Origin of the sequence: Moorena sp. SIO3B2 (assembly GCF_010692525.1) — a bacterium.
Classification (GTDB): domain Bacteria; phylum Cyanobacteriota; class Cyanobacteriia; order Cyanobacteriales; family Coleofasciculaceae; genus Moorena; species Moorena producens.
On sequence record NZ_JAAHHE010000060.1, the window covers coordinates 1 to 16,381 of the forward strand.

Genomic DNA, 16,381 nt, shown 5'->3' on the forward strand with positions numbered 1-16,381 from the left:
TATCCATCATCTCCAGTCACTTTCTTCTCCTTAGCTACTTTACCCAGTAAATCCCACTCATCATTAGTGATCGCTAAGACAAGTTTATGAAGCTGAGCCTTAATCATACGTTCTAGACCATTACGGGAAAGGGGTAGTTTTCCTTCCTCCATGATCCAATCATTGAGAAACCGGAGTAAATTCCGCACATGACCACCACTAGCACCACATAAACGGTCTAAGCTTTCAGCACTGTCAAAAATTGCTGTAATTTTACTCAGACGCTGGTTTGGCTCTAAATCTGGAAAAGCTCTTGCCAGCACCATCTGTCGCAGCAGTGCTATTCCTTTTTCATGTTTGCTACCGTTGCGTAAATGCACAGGTACCATTGGTAGGACTTCGGGGTCGGTCATAAACCGTTCAGTCACCATCCCAAAGTCATTGGAAAAGCGCAGTGACAATGGAATAGTGTAAACCACGTGACAGCTCAGTCCCCGCAACTGTGCCCCTCGATCCGCAAACAAATATTCTGGCTGAAGACGACCAAAGGGCTTTTGAATAGAGTCCACCCGGTCAAGGCTATCAACAATAACTACTAGTCCCTTTTTCCCGGTCTGTTTCAATTTATTGATAGCAGGCTCTAGCACCTCCTGATTAATTGCCTCAATAAGTCCATTGGTTCGAGGCTCTAGATATCCTCTCAACTTATCCCGCTGCTTAGGGCTAGCTTTGGCTTGACTGGTAATGGTGGCAATCCCTACAGAGAATTCTACCTCCGATAGCTCCATCGGTGTTTGTAAGATATCTTTGACTTCGCCGAATAACCTCTGGAAGTACCCTGGTTGAAGGCTAATGCCAGCGTCTTCCAGACTTTCACTGACTCGACGAGCGATCGCCAGTAAAATATCGCTAATATCAACATCGCTCATTTCCAAGTCTTGATCTGACTCAAAGTAAACCACATGAAATCCTGACCGTTCTAAATCCACCTTTAACCTGAGCAACTCCGTAGACTTGCCGCAGCCAATATGCCCAGTAAACAGTTCACAAGTAGGCTGATTTGGTGAAAAGATAGCAATCTTTTTTCTAAGTTTTTCAATAATCTGACCGCCGCGTACTGAAGAGAAATCAATGTAATACTTGCGATCATCCTCATTGTCCACCGCTAAGGTTTTACTGGGGTTGGTAGCTCGATAAAACGTTTGTAAATCGGTCATCTTACTTATTAGTTATTTTGCCCCTATTCTGTACCAAGCTGCGGTTGGAACATGGAACGGTTCATCCGAGCTGGCCTTATGCACCCACTTTACCTTAGTCACTATTATATAGCAGTTCTAAATTTGGTGATGTACTTTCGTTCTAGGTTTTAGGGAGCAGGGAGCAGGGAGCAGGGAGCAGGTAACAAGGAACAGGGAACAGGTAAGAGTAGGAAATAATTCCGATAAATTTTTGTAATGATGCTAAATAAGCCTTAAAATTTAGGCTCAGTTTTTAAAAACTGATTCCAGTTTTTTGATTAAACAAAATTACTAATTATCGGTTATAATAATTGTGAGTTACAGATGATTTTTTACTATTCCCTGTTCTCGATTTCCTCTTCTATGTTCCCTGTTCCCTATTCCCTGTTCCCTTTGCTATAGTTTTTAGGCTGTTCCATGACCAGAAATGTCCATGACCAATTTGCCAAACAATGTCTTAAAGAACTCCTCGACCCCCTGGGGAAAGTGGAAACGAGCTGGAAAGTGCCTGGGGAAGTTCAAGAAATTGATGTTTACTTTTTGCCATCTCAGCCACTAACCACCAATGGACAAAGCCTGGGATTACTCGGAAAACTGGCCACAACCCCTGCTATTTTTGAACCGTTCCGCAACCCAGTTAGTAAATTTGAGGTGCTCAGTTGTATCGGTAAACTCATCCAGGTTCATGGTCAAGTTTTCCGTCAGGCTAAGCGCACTAATGCCCAAGTTAGGGTCACCCAACTGCCTCGTTTATGGATTCTCTCCCCAACCGCTTCCGAAGAGTTTTTAGAAAGCTTCAATTTCCAAGCAGATCTAGTTAATTATCCCAGGGGGATGTACTTTCTGGGGAAATCCTTGTATACGGCGATTGTAGCGATTCACCAACTACCAGTGACCCCGGAAACCTTATGGTTGAGAATTCTCGGTAGAGGTAGAGTGCAACAGCAAGCGATTGAGGAATTGAAATCCCTACCAAACGGCAGTCAGCACAAAGACAATATCCTAGAATTAGTATATGACATGCTGGCGATATTACAGGCACGTATCAAACAAAATCAAGACCTAGAAGAAGATGAGAGGGAGTTAATCATGCAATTATCTCAGATATATCAACAACGACTGGAATTGGCTACCGAGCTTGGCAAACAAGAAGGACTAGTCCAAGGCAAACAAGAGGGACTAGTCCAGGGCAAACAAGAGGGACTAGTCCAGGGCAAACAAGAGGGACTAGTCCAGGGCAAACAAGAAGGACTAGTCCAAGGTAGGCAAAACGAACGCCGTAGTATGGTCACTTACTTATTGCGTAGCCGTTTTGGTGAACTAGACCAGGAACTGCTGGGAATTATTGAGCCATTGATGGCACTCTCTCCAGAAGAATTTACCCCCCTACTATTACAATTATCTCGACTAGAATTATTGACTCGATTTGGAGAGCGAAATTAATAGAGGCTGTGGTTATTAATCCCCAATGTCGTGCCGGTTGACTAGCTCGTGGAGACGGAGTTTTTGCTGACTAATTAAATAGTAATTAAAGACTAATTAAATCAATAGTTCTGAGGGTGTTCCATGACCAGAAACGTCCATGACCAATTTGCCAAACAATGTCTTAAAGAACTCCTCGACCCCCTGGGGAAAGTAGAAACGAGCTGGAAAGTGCCTGGGGAAGTTCAAGAAATTGATGTTTACTTTTTGCCATCCCAGCCACTAACCACTAATGGACAAAGCCTAGGATTACTGGGGAAACTGGCCACAACTCCTGCTATTTTTGAACCGTTCCGCAACCCAGTTACTAAATTTGAGGTGCTCAGTTGTATCGGTAAACTGATCCAGGTTCATGGTCAACTTTTCCGTCAGGCTAAGCGCACTAATGCCCAAGTTAGGGTCACCCAACTGCCTCGTTTATGGATTCTCTCCCCAACGGCTTCCGAAGAGTTTTTAGAAAGCTTCCATGCTCAACCAGATCTAGTTAATTATCCCAGGGGTATGTACTTTCTGGGTAAATCCTTGTATACCGCCATTGTGGCGATTCACCAACTGCCGGTTACTCCGGAAACGTTATGGTTGAGAATTCTCGGTAGAGGTAGAGTGCAACAGTACGCGATTGAGGAGTTGAAATCCCTACCCAGCGGGAGTCAGTACAAAGACAATATCCTAGAATTAGTATATGACATGCTGGCAATATTAGAGGCACGTATCAAACAAAATCAAGACCTAGAAGAAGATGAGAGGGAGTTAATCATGCAATTATCTCAGATATATCAACAACGACTGGAATTAGCTACCGAGCTTGGCAAACAAGAGGGACTAGTCCAGGGCAAGCAAAACGAACGCCGTAGTATGGTCACTTACTTATTGCGTAGCCGTTTTGGTGAACTAGACCAGGAACTGCTGGCAATCATTGAGCCATTGATGGTACTCTCTCCAGAAGAATTTACCCCCCTACTATTACAATTGTCTCGACTAGAATTATTGACTCGATTTGGAGAGCGAACATAGTCGCTAGGGAGTATGTTCACAAATCAAATGGAAATGCTATAGGAGCGCTATAGCTTTAATAACTTGTAGTAATTTAATCGATGACTCCGATTCCATCAGGTTTAATACTGGCATCAACTGATAAATCGGAGGATTGCCAGCTTGGATATAAATAAACTGATAAATGTATCCGTTAGTCGATAGTCCCCAAACTGAGTCTTGATGGTCTAAACTCTTATAGGCATAGGTCAGTAATTGAGGTAACCCAACGGATACATCAACACTACTGTTTTTAGTTTCGATAACTAAGACCCAAAACGATACTTGATCTACTGTCTGTTGAGCTTTGTTAATTGCTAGAATATCTAGTCTGCCAGTAATTTTGGTATCCTGGTCTTGAATATCAATATCAGCAATTCCTTCTTCCAAGGAAATCTTTATTGGAGAGCGATAGAAGCCAGCTAATCGCAGTAATGGAAAAACAGTTAGGGCTTTTACCAGTCCTTCAGATACTTTACCCGCGATAAAATAATTATCAAAATCAGTCCGAATTTGTTCCAACTCCCGTTGCTCAAATTCAGTGATAGTGTCTAGGGATAACCGGGAAGTTAATGAACTATTGTATTGCCGTTGAAAGCCAAAGGTATGATGCACATCTTCTAGAGATAGGTGACTAGCTTGTAGAATTGTCATAAGTTTATAGGGTTCCGTGTATAAATTGTATAAATTGTGATAATTATTGTTCCGAAGTTCCCTACTCCCTACTCCCTACTCCCTACTCCCTAAAACCCAATAATTTGTACCTCACAAGTCGTAGAATTGCTATAATGCTATATCAGTTATCAATGCTAACGGCGTTGCCACCATACTAACCCAGCTGTAGTAAACCCGACTAAGGGCATAAGTAACAGGGCAGTCCAACCCAGTAACTCAGCCTGGATTGCTGTTAGGTTAATCCGTCGATTGTTTTGTTCTTTAGGGCGGATAGATAGCACTTGATCATCTTGCTTGCTTAACCAGCTAATCGTGTTGAGAAAAACATCACCATTTAATTGCTGATCAAACCAACCATTGCTGGCAAAATTAGAGTTACCATAGACTACTAGACGAGATGAAGAGGTCTTTTTATTCCCATCCTCATTAGGAGTAGCTTGATCAATCCCTTCGGCTTTACGGCTTAATGCTACACCTAAGATTAACGGACCAGGGCGATCGCTTTCTGGATTCAATTCCAGTGGTTGCTGTTTAGGATTGCTCTCAGCCCAAGTTGTATCATTGGTAATTAGCAGAGGAGTCTCCTGGATACCATCTACTGGCGTAATTAAGAGCGATCGCGCCCAGGGATAAAAGGAAAATCCGTCGCCAAATTCCGTGGTAATGGGATGATTCCCGTAGCTGGTCACCATTGGAGTTGCTGCACCAAGCACTAAGGAACGTTCTGGAGCAGACGGGTCAATCACTAACCTACTGTCTAGCTTAATTCCCCAGTCTTTGAGAAAGCTATCCAATTCAGGATTAGTATCAGGGTCGAGCATCAATAGTAAGCTACCACCCTTGGATAGATAGTTACGTAACCCTTTGACTTCTTTTTCTAAAAATGCTCGCATCGGACCTGCACTAACCACGATTGAGGCATCGGCTGGAACCTCTGAGCGTTCAGCTAAGTTAAGGGGTTGAACCGTAAAATTTTTATCCTCTAGAACACGTACAGCCTCAGATAATCCCCCTTCTACTTCTGCTAAGGATTTTTCTCCGTGACCTTGGAGGAAGTAAACCCTAACCGAAATTTCCCGAGTCAGAGTTTCGATACCACTAGTAAGACTAGCTTCTGACAGAGGTTGGGTATCATTAACAGCTTGCAATAATTGTTGCTTGTCTTTATATTGTAGATAAACTTCTCCGATAGACTGAACACCAAATTTCTGAGCTAGTGCTGGTTTTAGCTGAGGGTCAACAAACTGAAATTCAAAGTTTGACCCATACCGACGAAAGTTCTCTAACAACTCTCGGTCATCTGGATTGGGTTGTGGATTAAAGATCCAAACCTTAAGGGGCTGTCGTAAATTTTGCACCACTTGCTGGGACTGGGGTGACAGAGTATATAACTGATTTTCTGTGAAATCGATGCGTTGGGTATAGCGCACCCCTAAAAAGTTAATCAGCCCTAAAATCACTAACATAGCTACGGTAGAAATAATAGCATTGGTTCCGACTTGGGTAGAACGGCTTTGCCAAAATTTCGGGGCCAACTGGGCTAAAAATACTAGCCCCACAAGACTAATGACAATACCAGCAATCAGTAACCCTAATGCGTCTGGGGACCATTTTTCAGTAATAATCCTGACAGTGATTCCCGCCATGGTCAGTAGTGGCCCGAGCCAGAAAAGGTAAAGGAGATACTTCTTGGTTTTGCTTGTCTTCATCTCAAACCTCACGGGAGCTGCAACTATCATTACTTACTGATTGTAAGCATTCAGCTTAACCCGCTAGGTATTAGGCATTAGGCTTAGGGGTTAGGCTTAGGGGTTAGGCGTTAGCGGGTTTCACAGGGGAATTATGCGATCACATCGAACTTGAGAGGGGAATTATGCGATCGCATCGAACTTGAGAGGGGAATTATGCGATCACATCGAACTTGAGAGGGGAATTATGCGATCGCATCGAACTTAAGATGGTAATTATGCGATCGCTTAGCAGCTCAATGGTTAGCATCGCGTAGCGGCTCAATGGTTAGCATCCCATGGAACTTCAGCGGGTAATCATAGGACAGCTATAGAGTGGAAAATTAAAATAACTAATTTTCATAAGTCCTAATTATTTAGCTATCAGATAATTATTTAGCTATCAGGTATCAGCACTCAGCACTCAGTACTCAGCATTCAGTAGTGATTCCACACATCCAGCCACACTATTAGTTCGGTTTATAAATTGGTGAATAAGTTGACAATATTTTTATCCATAAAAAGATTATCCTTCATAGTTTTTTTGTAAACTTTGTATAAATGCTTTGCTTAAATATAAAGTTTGTATAAACTTACTGGGGGGCCACAAGTGCTCCACAATACTTACCAGCTCTAGCTTTCAGGTCACTATCAGCGCAAACTCTAAATAGACTTGGGGTTTCAATTACTTAAAACTCAATCCGTTATTATTTTGTTGAAGTTGGAGTACTATAAAGCGTATACATTTTGTAAGTGATGCACAAACCTACATTCGATGAGCGAATTTCCGGATTTTTCTAACTATGGCTACCAAGTCAAAAAACGATTAGGTCAGAACTATCACAGTGGTCGAGTAACTTATCAAGCCATCCATCTTAAAACTAAGCAAAAAGTTGTAATCAAGCTATTTCAATTTGCTCAATATAACAGTAGCTGGCATGGTTACCAATCCATTGAAAGTGAGATTAAGGTACTAAAACAGTTACACCATCCTAGGATTCCTCGCTATCTTGACTCCTTTGCTCCTGAGGGTGGTGTTTGTTTGGTACAGGAGTACAAAAACGCTCAACCTTTGTCTGCATACCCAAGCTTTACACCAGAGCAAATTCAGCAAATTGCCGTTCAAATGCTCGAAATTTTGGATTATCTCCAACATTTTTATAATCCGATAATTCACCGAGACATTAAACCAGAAAATGTTTTGTTAGATTACAGAATGCGGGTTTACTTAATTGATTTTGGTTTAGCAAAACTTGCCTATAGTTCAATTGCTGTAAGTACTACGATGGCTGGCACAGCTGGATTTATGCCACCAGAACAATTATATAATCAACCCCTCAATAAAGCATCAGATATTTATAGTTTAGGAGTGACACTGATTTGTTTAGTAACAGGAATTAAAACAGCGAAAATTAGTAATTTAATTGATTTAAGCAATCATCGTCTAAAATTCAAGCATTTAGCTTCAGGTTTTAGCAAAGAATTTCTTAACTACCTAGACAAGATGGTAGAACCTGACCCTAAAAAGCGTCTTGCCAATCTAGAACGTATTTTTAAATCGGTTCCATCACCACAGTCAATTCAAAGAAAAGTAATAGCCGAGTTTAGCAATAAACTGAAAGTAAAGAACCTGAATAAACGACTAAGTTCTGCTATAGTTACTGTAATTAGTTTAGGGTTAGGTCTTACCTACGGATTAAACCAAATTGAGCAACTAGTAGTAAGTAAAATTCAACAGCATTGGAGCAATGGAGACTATGAAAAATGTATTAACTTAGCTCAAGAAGTTCCGGATTTTTTGAGCATCAATGAAAAATCGATATGCCTCTTAAATGACTGTTCTGTCGCACAACTAAATCAATCCACTAAACTAGTAGAGAACCCCAGACTTATCTATAAAGCAATTACTGAAGCTAAAAAAATACCTTCTGAGAGTAATAGTTACCAAGAAGCACAACAGTTAATTACTCAATGGAAGCAATGGCAAAGTGAGCAAAATTTAATTCAACAAGCTCAACAAGACCTAAAGAAACGTAAATGGCAACAAGCCAAAGCAATGGCAGCACAGGTTAAGGCTGAACGTTTCCAGGAGCAAGCAATCCAAATTATTAACACTGCTGAAACCAAACTAAAAGCTGCTGAATTAGAAAGACTAGCTGCTGAATTAGAAATACAAGGAGAAAACCTGATTATCAAGGCAAATCACTATGCTAATCAGCGACAGTATAGTCAAGCAATATCCATCGCCAAACGGATTCATAACCCTACGCCATCTTATCAAGAAGCACAACGATTAATTGCTGAATGGCAAAGCCAAATCCCTCAAGTTTTTAGAAATTATTGGTCATCCCCACAAGTTAATGGCGCTCGCTTCGTCGTTGATAAGATAGAAAAGTGGAAAAATGGCCAATTAAAAATTTATTTTAAAGCTTATAATTACAATAATAAAGATAGCCGATTTTCAGATTTTATCGCCGTTGATAACTTAGGAAATAATTATAGAGGTTATTCAGGCTCTAGTTGGGATGGAACAGTCATGGCTTCTAGGACACCAACTAAAGGTTATATTACCTTAAAACAACCCCTAGATCCGAATGCCTCAGTGATTACACTTAGTTTTCGTCGTGTTTATACTTATAATCCAGGAATTAAACTAATCACTCTCAAAACACAAGGAATAAGAGTTAAGTAGTGGCAGGTTAGCTAAAAACTATAGCGCTGTGCCCAGGGAATAGGGAACAGGGAATAGGGAACAGGGGGAATAGTCTGGGGAGAGGGGAGCAGAATTTGATGCCCATACCAGATTTAAACCAATGAGTGCAACTGGCAACCCAGAAGAAGCCTTAAGAATACTGGCTAAACTTGATGCTTTGATTGATGCTCTGACAGACTAGACTTCGCGGCAGTTGTCGGGAACAGAGAACTTCGGCTCTCGGAAATTCGGATGAAGAATTGACGAAAACATGATCATAAAAGTGATGCAGCGCTATGTGATCAGCTTTTTCATTCCCTGTTGCCTGTTGCCTGTTGCCTGTTCCCTGTTCCCTGTTCCCTGTTGCCTGTGTTAAACAACCAGGGCATCTGGTAAACTCTCCTTCTTAACCGCAGGATTAGCGGCAGAATACTCTCCAAAGCGCCAGCGTATAGGGCTAGCATTAGTTGTCTCTAAGACCTGGTCAATATGAAACTCCACTAACCGTTGCGCTCCTGGAACGGTAGTGAATCGTGACTGATCCCAAATCACCTCGGCTGTTCCTGTTAGTTGTAAGGTATTGCCTCGCTCAAAATCGATGAACAGCAGACCAGCATGGGGATTCACTGTCAGGTTACCTAGGGTTTGAAACATATTATTGCCAGCATAATTGGGAAACACTAGCTGATGATCACTGATCACCTGGATAAATCCCGGATATCCACCCCGATGAGAGGCATCTGCCCCAGTTTCTGGATTGAAACTGGCAATGAAAAAGGTATCAGATTGGGTAATCCAGTCTTGCTCGGTTGTGGTCAAAGCCTCAAAGCTGCGAATTTCATTTGGCTGCGTTGACTCAGGGGTATCAGTCTCTAGATGACGCAGCTGGATGTATTTGGGACAGTTGAAAAATACCTCAGTGGTCTGCATCATAATCTGCCCTTGGCCTTCTACTCTAGCCAAGCCATTCATCCGCAAGCGTTTACGGCTAGTCAGGTCAATCACCAGAAGTCCCAGTACTCCATTTTTCACCAAGTTTTCGTACAACGGATCCCCATCGATCGGGATACAGTTAATCTCAACAGTTTGATGATCTAAAACTTGGACAAAACCAGGTTGACCAGTCAGCAGTGATGCCCAAACCAAGCCATTGGTATCCACACTACTAGCGATCGCTAATTGTTGGGTTGTCAGGAGCATCTGAGCAGCCGGTTTGATAACGGGAGTAATCATTGAGCTGAGTTTCTCAGCTTCTTCCCTTACCCCAGACCGAGTTTGAACAGCAATCTCTCCAGTGTGAAAGCTCATAATCTACTCCTTTGGGGATAGTCAGACAGAAAACAGCAGTTTTCTTGTACACAGAATTTCTGTATATGTCTGTATCTAATCTGTCTGTCTTTAAAATATAAAACTGTCCAGATTTGGGCTAAAGAACACTATCACCCAGCACCGGACAGGATATAACCAGTCAGGGGTGTTAGGTCAATAGTTGCCTATCCCTGAACTTTCTATAATGTCAGACTACTAGGAAGACAAGAGCAAAATGTCTCAGTTTTTGTCTCAGTTTTGTCTGGTGTTGTTTAACTGACAATGACTAGTCTTAGTTCGATGTCAGAAATTGCTGTAAGAAATTGGTAGGTTTTGAGGAAAGCATTCAGCTATCAGCCTTTGGCCACGCTACGGGAATGGCCACGCTACTTGAGGTGCTTTTGAATAAGCGATGCAGAGGTGCGACCCGTGGCGAATTTAATTACGGGTCAAACGCACCATTACGGTCTTGGGGAGGCAGCGCGGTCTTGGGGGTCCCCCCCACTCGCTATTGCCGTGGTTTCCCCCACTCGCTATTGCATCAAGACAACAGGTAAGCATTCGTTTAATCTGAGTTAAGTCTGCTGACCGCTGACTGCTGACCGCTGACCGCTGACCGCTGAATACTTACATACTAAGAACGCTGAAATCTCAATGCATCAATAGACTGAGCAGTTAGAAAAATACCGATAAAGATGTAACTCAAAAACAGAATTATACTACTAGTATCCAAAACACCCTGAATCAGATTTTTATAATTTTCCAACAACGATAAATGACCTAAGGCTTCTCCAAGCGGTCCACTAACATTTTTAGCAATCAAATCAATCACCCAAAGTCCCAAAACCAAAGCAAAGGTGAGGATTGCTGACAAAATTGAGCTATCAGTTAGGGAAGAAATGAACATCCCCAGAGAAAGCACCGATGCTGCCAGTAAAATTAATCCAACGTGGGCTAGTAAGGGTAGGATAGGTTGAACGGGGGGGTCTGTAGCACTAAATGCGATCGCTTCATAGGCAAGTAAGGGTAGCACCATAAAGCTATAAAATGTCACCACTCCCAAGAGTTTACCCACGGCTACAGCCCAATTCGTTAGTGGAGAAGTTGCCAAAAGTTCCAAAGTCCTGCGCTTGCGTTCCTCAGCATAGAGTCCCATCGACAGAATTGGTAACACAAATAACGACAGTGAACCCATCACTTCCAAGAATTGACGCAAAAATACATAGGCAACATCCACTGGCGGTATCGGTAAACCCAATTGTTCTGCCGTTGCCACTTGGTTAATAATCCCCTCTTGATCCAAAAGAATTTCCACAAAAAAGGAGCCAGACAGCCACCAAAATACACCGGCGATCACATAAGCGAATGGTGAAGCAAAATAGCCCTGTAATTCTTTACGAAAAATGGCTAATATATTGCTAATTATAATCATTTTTTTATTGTATAGAGTAATTTTAAGGTTGAAGGTTTAAGGTTTAAGGTTTAAGGTTTAAGGTTCAATGGTGAAGCTTCAATGGTGAAGGTTAGTTAATTAAGTTGAAGGTTTAAAGTTGAAGGTTAGTTAGTTAAACGATTACTATTATTTAGTTTAATGTTACTTCTTTAAAGGGGGAAAAAATAACTTTCATCCTTCATTATTAATCCTTCATTATTAATTCTTCATTATTAATCCTTCATCCTTCATCAGACTCCTGTAAATCAGGATCTGGTTGAGGCAGTGGTTTTTCGGTGGTAGTCAGTTTCAAAAAGACATCTTCCAGAGTAGCGCGAGTCCGTCGCATTTCGTATATCCCTACACCAGCTCCCACAGTCACAGCTGCAATATCCCGTGCGGGTTCTGCTCCCGGTGCTGATACGATGTGGAATAAAGATCGTCCGCCAGGTAAATTGTGATCATTAACCAGTTCCACCAGGCAAACTCCTGGTATAACTTGTAATAATTTCTGTAACTCCTGTGCATCACCATCTATTTCTAATTCATAACCTGATCCCCCGGTTAACTCCGCCAGTAACTTTTCTGGACTATCTGTTGCTACAATTTTGCCTTCATTGATGATAGCTACCCGGCTACAGGTCATACTCACTTCTGGTAGAATGTGGGTTGAGAGGATAATAGTATGGTCACCAGCAAGGCTCTTAATTAAGTTACGGACATCAATAATTTGCCGAGGATCAAGACCGACTGTAGGTTCATCTAAAATGATGGCCGGTGGGTCATGTACAATCGCCTGAGCGATACCCACCCGTTGACGGAAGCCCTTAGAAAGCTTGCGGATCAGTAGCTTGGCCTTGCTCGTTATGTTACAGCGCTCCATGGCAGTTTTGACCTTAGTAGTGCGATCGCCTGCAGCAACACCTTTAATACGGGCAACAAAGTGCAAAAATCCTTCAACGGTCATGTCCGGATACAGTGGCGGAAATTCCGGTAAATAACCAATTCGGCGTCGTACTGCCATAGAATTTTCATGAACATCATAATTAGCAATTCGGGCAGTACCATGGGTTGCTGGTAAATAACCTGCCAAAATTCGCATGGTAGTGGTTTTCCCTGCACCATTCGGTCCAAGGAACCCTAGGATTTCTCCTGGTTCAACCCTGAAAGTAACATTCTCTATCCCTGGGGTGGTGCCATAGATTTTGCTTAGATGCTCTACTTCTATCATATTTTTAAGTATTACGTGTTAAGTATTAGGTATTAAGTATTATCTGTTAAATGTTAGGTGTTGAATATTAACTATTAAGTATTGTTAATAAACTATTAAGTTTAAATTATTACCTGTTAAATATTAGGTGTTAAGTATTACGTGTGAATTGTTAATTGCCATTTACTGACTAATATGGTTAAATCTATTATTCACGTTAACCCAGTCACTGGTAAGGATAGCGATACTGGTGATACTGTTCCGTTTAAAACCTTGACTAAGGCACTTTCTATTGCCACTGCTGGAACTACCATTCACTTAGCCGCTGGTACCTATAATGCTGCTAGGGTCGAAGTTTTTCCTCTAGTTATTCCTAAGATGGTAATGGTTCTCGGCAATGAACCGACCAAAGGTAAGGATATTGTGATTTCCGGCAGTGGGAACTATGTCAGCCCCACGTTTAATCGTCAAAATATTACCATCCGTTTGGATTCCAAGGCCCAATTAAGAGGAGTAACGGTTACTAATCCGGGCAAATTGGGGACAGCGCTCTGGATTGAATCTACCTCACCGATTATTGCCAATAATACCTTTACTCGCTGTGGTCGTGAAGGGATATTTGTTACTGGCACAGCCAAACCCATGATTCTGGATAATGTATTGATCGCTAACGCTTCCAGTGGCATCTTTCTGGTGCGTAATGCCAAAGGGGAAGTGCGAGGCAATGTTTGTCAAAAGACTGGTTATGGGATTGCCATCAGCGACTCGGCTGCACCGTTAATAGCAGATAATAAAATACTAGGTAACCGAGCTGGAATCGTTTTGATGCGTCAGGTGCAACCAGTATTGCGTCGTAATCTGATTGAGAACAATACTCATGGTGGTTTAGTGGTTAATGGTAGGGCTAGACCAGATTTAGGCAATTCTCAAGACCCAGCGGGTAATATCCTGCGCAATAATGGTAAGGCTGATCTCCAAAATAGCACCTCTGTCAGCTTAGTTTCGGTGGGCAATCAGCTCAATCCATCTAGAATTGAGGGTGCGGTAGAGTTACGTTCATCTCAAGTTCCAGTCCGACAGACTGGTCCATTTCAATTCAGTGATTTGGCAGGTCATTGGGCAAGCCAGTTTATTGGAGAATTAGTGATTAGAGGACTAGTTAGTGGCTTTGGAGATGGCACATTCAAGCCAGAAGCCAACCTCACGCTTAGCACAGTATGCAGCAATTATTGCCAAAACATTTGAAAGCCCACGGCAGGTGGGTAAAGGCAGAGGGGAGTTTGTGGATTCGAGCGCGAAATTTTGGGCATCACAGGCAATTCGGAAAGCAGCAGTTATGGGTTTTATTTCCGGATTCCCCGATCGAACATTTCGCCCCCAGCAAAATCTGACCAGAGTGCAAGGTCTGGTATCCCTAGTGAAGGGTTTGGGGTTAACAGGTGGTGAGTCTAGCGAACTCGGGTTTTATCGCGATCGCACTCAAATTCCCAGTTATGCTACCCAAGCGGTAGCCACAGCAACTCAAAGACGAATGGTAGTGAATTATCCCCAACCCAATCAGCTCAATCCCATGAGGCCGATTAACCGTGCTGAGGTGGCAGCATTGATTTACCAAGCATTGGTAGCCACAGGCTCTGCAGATGCGATTGGCCGTAGGCCACGCGGGGCGCGTTCGCATCTCCTTATATTGTTAACCCTAACCCTGACATTACCTCCTTTAGCGATATACCTGGACACTGGGCAGAAGATTTTATTCGCCGCCTCGGTAGTCTAAACCTGATTAGTGGCTTTGCCGATGGCAGCTTTCAACCAGATGCCCCTCTAACTTGGGCTGATTAAGCTGCCCTACTGGTGAAAGTGTTTGACCCCAATCCAATCCGTCCAGTTACCCAATTTATTGATGTCCCCCTGAATTTCTGGGCATTACCAGCTATCAACCAATCCTATCGTGGTGGTTTTCTCTCTCGATACCCAGACCAAACCTTCCATCCTCAGCAGACCTTGCGCCGTGTTGATTTGATTGCCTCTCTAGTCAATGGGCTGTCTTTAGCCAAAACTCTAGGGAAGTCAGTGAAAGAGTCTTCTGACATTTCTAAAATTTATGAAGATTGGAAGGATATTCCTGCTTATGCTACCGAAGCAGTTGCGTACGCTACCATCGCCAAAATTGTCGTTAACCACCCCAACCCAACCCTGTTCCATCCCAAGGGAGAAGCCAAAGCGAGCTGATGCGATTGGCCGTAGGCCACGCGGGGCGCGTTCGCATTTATCGATCAGGCCTTGGTGAAGACAGGACGTGTCACTGAGTTCAACTCACCGTATAGTGTTGTCATAAGTCCTAAGTCCTGATTTCACTGACCAACCAACTCACTACCAAAACTAGTTGCAGGTTCTAGGTTACAGGTTGCTGGTTGCTGGTTGCTGGTTGCTGGTTACAGGTTGCAGGTTGTAGGTTACAGGTTGCAGGTTGCAGGTTACAGGTTGCAGGTTGCTGGTTGCAGGATATAGGTTATATTACCAAGCGACGTTGCCAGAAGCCGCTGTGCGTCAATAATTTGCCACATGTGCGACCTTTCCACCTGGAATCGTACCACCTTCCCACCTTGAGCCCTTTTACCCATGACCAATGACTCAGATTTAGCCATTGCCTATGCCCTTGCCTTGCTCAGTCACTATGGGTTTGAGCTCAGGGGTTACACTGTAGAAGAATTAGTCAATCTATGGCTTGAGAACTATCCTGCCAATTGGGTGCGTCTAGCGGTGATTGAGGCACTTTATCAAGGGCGTTACAAAGCGATATCTGTAGAGCAAATTTTGGCAGTCTGGTTACGACGAGGACAGCCTATATATCGCTTTAATCATGAGTTTGAGCGGATGGTTTGTCGTAAATTTCCCCAAAATTTAACCGCTCCGGTTGATAGTAGATCCACAACCGAGAGCTTAGAACTAAGTTTACAGTGGGTAGACAATGTTGCTGAAACCTCTCTAGGTACTAGTTCCGATGAAACTACACCAGAGCAAGGGATGCTTGAGTCAAAGACACTCCAAGCACCACCAACAGGCCAACAGGACACTTCCCCCCCAGCCAAGAGCATATCATCCAAAATACCTGAAAAATCAGTCAAGCCCAGAGAAAGCTTCCCAAAGCCTCTGACCAAAGCCCGTGCTAGTCCTAGCTACAATGTAGATTGGTCAAGTTATGAGCTTAACAAGAAGCCAATTCACCAATTTCATCCACCACCAGACTCTTCAGATGTCTACCAAAAGCTGAAGGCAGTTGTCCAGCACCAAGACTCTGGTACAGTCACAGCTACCGTAGTCGATAAGCAGGTCAGTGATTCAGCGGAAGATCAGGAGGTTGAAAATAGGTCAGAGGCACAGAGTCTTTCTCAGGCCACTGTTAACTTGGATCAAAGTTAACCATCCCACGATTAATCCCCGTGGGATGATTGGCCGTAGGCCACGCTACGCGATTGACCTTTGGTCACGCGGGGCGCGTTCGGAGCTAATCATACCAAATCCTCCCTGATCCCCCTATGGCATACCCCATTGTGATTAAATTATTTTTTATAAACTTTCATCAAACTATCAAGTAATCTTCATTAA

General features: G+C 42.9%; 15 protein-coding genes and 1 pseudogene. 10 read left to right on the forward strand and 6 right to left on the reverse strand.

Going from position 1 to position 16,381, the window contains the following annotated elements; all coding sequences use genetic code 11:
- A partial coding sequence (locus tag F6K38_RS15695) for a P-loop NTPase fold protein (RefSeq protein ID WP_287356906.1) occupies positions 1 to 1,196 on the reverse strand: 1,196 nt, incomplete at its 3' end.
- A 438-nt stretch (positions 1,197 to 1,634) separates the two neighbouring features.
- Here F6K38_RS15695 and F6K38_RS15700 point away from each other — a divergent pair.
- Positions 1,635 to 2,660, forward strand: coding sequence for a FliH/SctL family protein (locus F6K38_RS15700; protein ID WP_287250954.1), 1,026 nt, complete (start codon positions 1,635 to 1,637; stop codon positions 2,658 to 2,660).
- Positions 2,661 to 2,783: 123 nt separating this feature from the next.
- Positions 2,784 to 3,713: an RpnC/YadD family protein gene (locus tag F6K38_RS15705; protein WP_287250952.1), complete on the forward strand. Its 930-nt coding sequence runs from the start codon at positions 2,784 to 2,786 to the stop codon at positions 3,711 to 3,713.
- A 36-nt stretch (positions 3,714 to 3,749) separates the two neighbouring features.
- Here the strand turns inward: F6K38_RS15705 and F6K38_RS15710 are convergent, their stop codons facing one another.
- The gene (locus F6K38_RS15710) at positions 3,750 to 4,385 is read right to left on the reverse strand and encodes a restriction endonuclease subunit R (protein WP_287249795.1); all 636 of its coding nucleotides are present in this window, start codon (positions 4,383 to 4,385) and stop codon (positions 3,750 to 3,752) included.
- Positions 4,386 to 4,540: 155 nt separating this feature from the next.
- Positions 4,541 to 6,115 carry a GldG family protein gene (locus F6K38_RS15715; protein WP_287249797.1) on the reverse strand — a complete coding sequence of 525 codons (1,575 nt, stop codon included), beginning with the start codon at positions 6,113 to 6,115 and terminating at the stop codon, positions 4,541 to 4,543.
- A gap of 793 nt (positions 6,116 to 6,908) precedes the next feature.
- Here F6K38_RS15715 and F6K38_RS15720 point away from each other — a divergent pair.
- Entirely contained in the window at positions 6,909 to 8,825 is a 1,917-nt protein-coding gene (locus F6K38_RS15720) for a serine/threonine-protein kinase (protein ID WP_287249799.1), read from the forward strand.
- A gap of 88 nt (positions 8,826 to 8,913) precedes the next feature.
- Positions 8,914 to 9,027, forward strand: a pseudogene (locus tag F6K38_RS44195) (toxin-antitoxin system HicB family antitoxin); the annotation flags it as partial.
- A 170-nt stretch (positions 9,028 to 9,197) separates the two neighbouring features.
- Here F6K38_RS44195 and F6K38_RS15725 read toward each other — a convergent pair.
- Positions 9,198 to 10,133, reverse strand: coding sequence for a pyridoxamine 5'-phosphate oxidase family protein (locus tag F6K38_RS15725; protein ID WP_008180486.1), 936 nt, complete (start codon positions 10,131 to 10,133; stop codon positions 9,198 to 9,200).
- A 429-nt stretch (positions 10,134 to 10,562) separates the two neighbouring features.
- Between F6K38_RS15725 and F6K38_RS15730 the strand changes: the two genes are divergently transcribed.
- The gene (locus F6K38_RS15730) at positions 10,563 to 10,712 is read left to right on the forward strand and encodes a hypothetical protein (RefSeq protein ID WP_154659694.1); all 150 of its coding nucleotides are present in this window, start codon (positions 10,563 to 10,565) and stop codon (positions 10,710 to 10,712) included.
- Positions 10,713 to 10,767: 55 nt separating this feature from the next.
- Here F6K38_RS15730 and F6K38_RS15735 read toward each other — a convergent pair whose 3' ends face one another.
- Together F6K38_RS15735 and F6K38_RS15740 are read right to left on the reverse strand one after the other, a co-directional pair.
- Positions 10,768 to 11,565, reverse strand: a complete 798-nt coding sequence (locus F6K38_RS15735) for an ABC transporter permease (protein ID WP_008180488.1) — start codon at positions 11,563 to 11,565, stop codon at positions 10,768 to 10,770.
- Positions 11,566 to 11,806: 241 nt separating this feature from the next.
- Complete coding sequence (locus tag F6K38_RS15740) at positions 11,807 to 12,796, reverse strand: ABC transporter ATP-binding protein (RefSeq protein WP_287249803.1); 990 nt, start codon at positions 12,794 to 12,796, stop codon at positions 11,807 to 11,809.
- A 174-nt stretch (positions 12,797 to 12,970) separates the two neighbouring features.
- Between F6K38_RS15740 and F6K38_RS15745 the strand changes: the two genes are divergently transcribed.
- From F6K38_RS15745 to F6K38_RS15770, 5 genes are all read left to right on the forward strand, one after another.
- On the forward strand, positions 12,971 to 14,020 hold the full coding sequence (locus tag F6K38_RS15745) for a DUF1565 domain-containing protein (RefSeq protein WP_008180492.1): 1,050 nt from the start codon (positions 12,971 to 12,973) through the stop codon (positions 14,018 to 14,020).
- Positions 13,950 to 14,549 (forward strand): S-layer homology domain-containing protein, encoded by a 600-nt coding sequence (locus tag F6K38_RS15750; protein ID WP_229414341.1) that lies wholly within the window; start codon positions 13,950 to 13,952, stop codon positions 14,547 to 14,549. The genes F6K38_RS15745 and F6K38_RS15750 overlap by 71 nt, the downstream gene beginning before the upstream one ends.
- Positions 14,528 to 14,614, forward strand: coding sequence for an S-layer homology domain-containing protein (locus F6K38_RS15755; protein WP_229414343.1), 87 nt, complete (start codon positions 14,528 to 14,530; stop codon positions 14,612 to 14,614). Before F6K38_RS15750 ends, F6K38_RS15755 begins: the two co-directional genes overlap by 22 nt.
- A 12-nt stretch (positions 14,615 to 14,626) precedes the next feature.
- Positions 14,627 to 15,004 carry an S-layer homology domain-containing protein gene (locus F6K38_RS15760; protein ID WP_008180496.1) on the forward strand — a complete coding sequence of 126 codons (378 nt, stop codon included), beginning with the start codon at positions 14,627 to 14,629 and terminating at the stop codon, positions 15,002 to 15,004.
- 390 nt (positions 15,005 to 15,394) lie between these two features.
- Complete coding sequence (locus F6K38_RS15770) at positions 15,395 to 16,195, forward strand: hypothetical protein (protein ID WP_008180500.1); 801 nt, start codon at positions 15,395 to 15,397, stop codon at positions 16,193 to 16,195.
- Positions 16,196 to 16,381 lie beyond the last annotated feature (186 nt).

Bases quoted from the DNA above. Each gene is read 5' to 3' on its own strand.
- F6K38_RS15700 (WP_287250954.1), top strand. From the start codon at position 1,635: ATGACCAGAAATGTCCATGACCAATTTGCCAAACAATGTCTTAAAGAA.
- F6K38_RS15715 (WP_287249797.1), bottom strand. From the start codon at position 6,115: ATGAAGACAAGCAAAACCAAGAAGTATCTCCTTTACCTTTTCTGGCTC.
- F6K38_RS15705 (WP_287250952.1), top strand. From the start codon at position 2,784: ATGACCAGAAACGTCCATGACCAATTTGCCAAACAATGTCTTAAAGAA.
- F6K38_RS15770 (WP_008180500.1), top strand. From the start codon at position 15,395: ATGACCAATGACTCAGATTTAGCCATTGCCTATGCCCTTGCCTTGCTC.
- F6K38_RS15740 (WP_287249803.1), bottom strand. From the start codon at position 12,796: ATGATAGAAGTAGAGCATCTAAGCAAAATCTATGGCACCACCCCAGGG.
- F6K38_RS15710 (WP_287249795.1), bottom strand. From the start codon at position 4,385: ATGACAATTCTACAAGCTAGTCACCTATCTCTAGAAGATGTGCATCAT.
- F6K38_RS15745 (WP_008180492.1), top strand. From the start codon at position 12,971: ATGGTTAAATCTATTATTCACGTTAACCCAGTCACTGGTAAGGATAGC.
- F6K38_RS15750 (WP_229414341.1), top strand. From the start codon at position 13,950: ATGGCACATTCAAGCCAGAAGCCAACCTCACGCTTAGCACAGTATGCA.
- F6K38_RS15725 (WP_008180486.1), bottom strand. From the start codon at position 10,133: ATGAGCTTTCACACTGGAGAGATTGCTGTTCAAACTCGGTCTGGGGTA.
- F6K38_RS15720 (WP_287249799.1), top strand. From the start codon at position 6,909: ATGAGCGAATTTCCGGATTTTTCTAACTATGGCTACCAAGTCAAAAAA.
- F6K38_RS15735 (WP_008180488.1), bottom strand. From the start codon at position 11,565: ATGATTATAATTAGCAATATATTAGCCATTTTTCGTAAAGAATTACAG.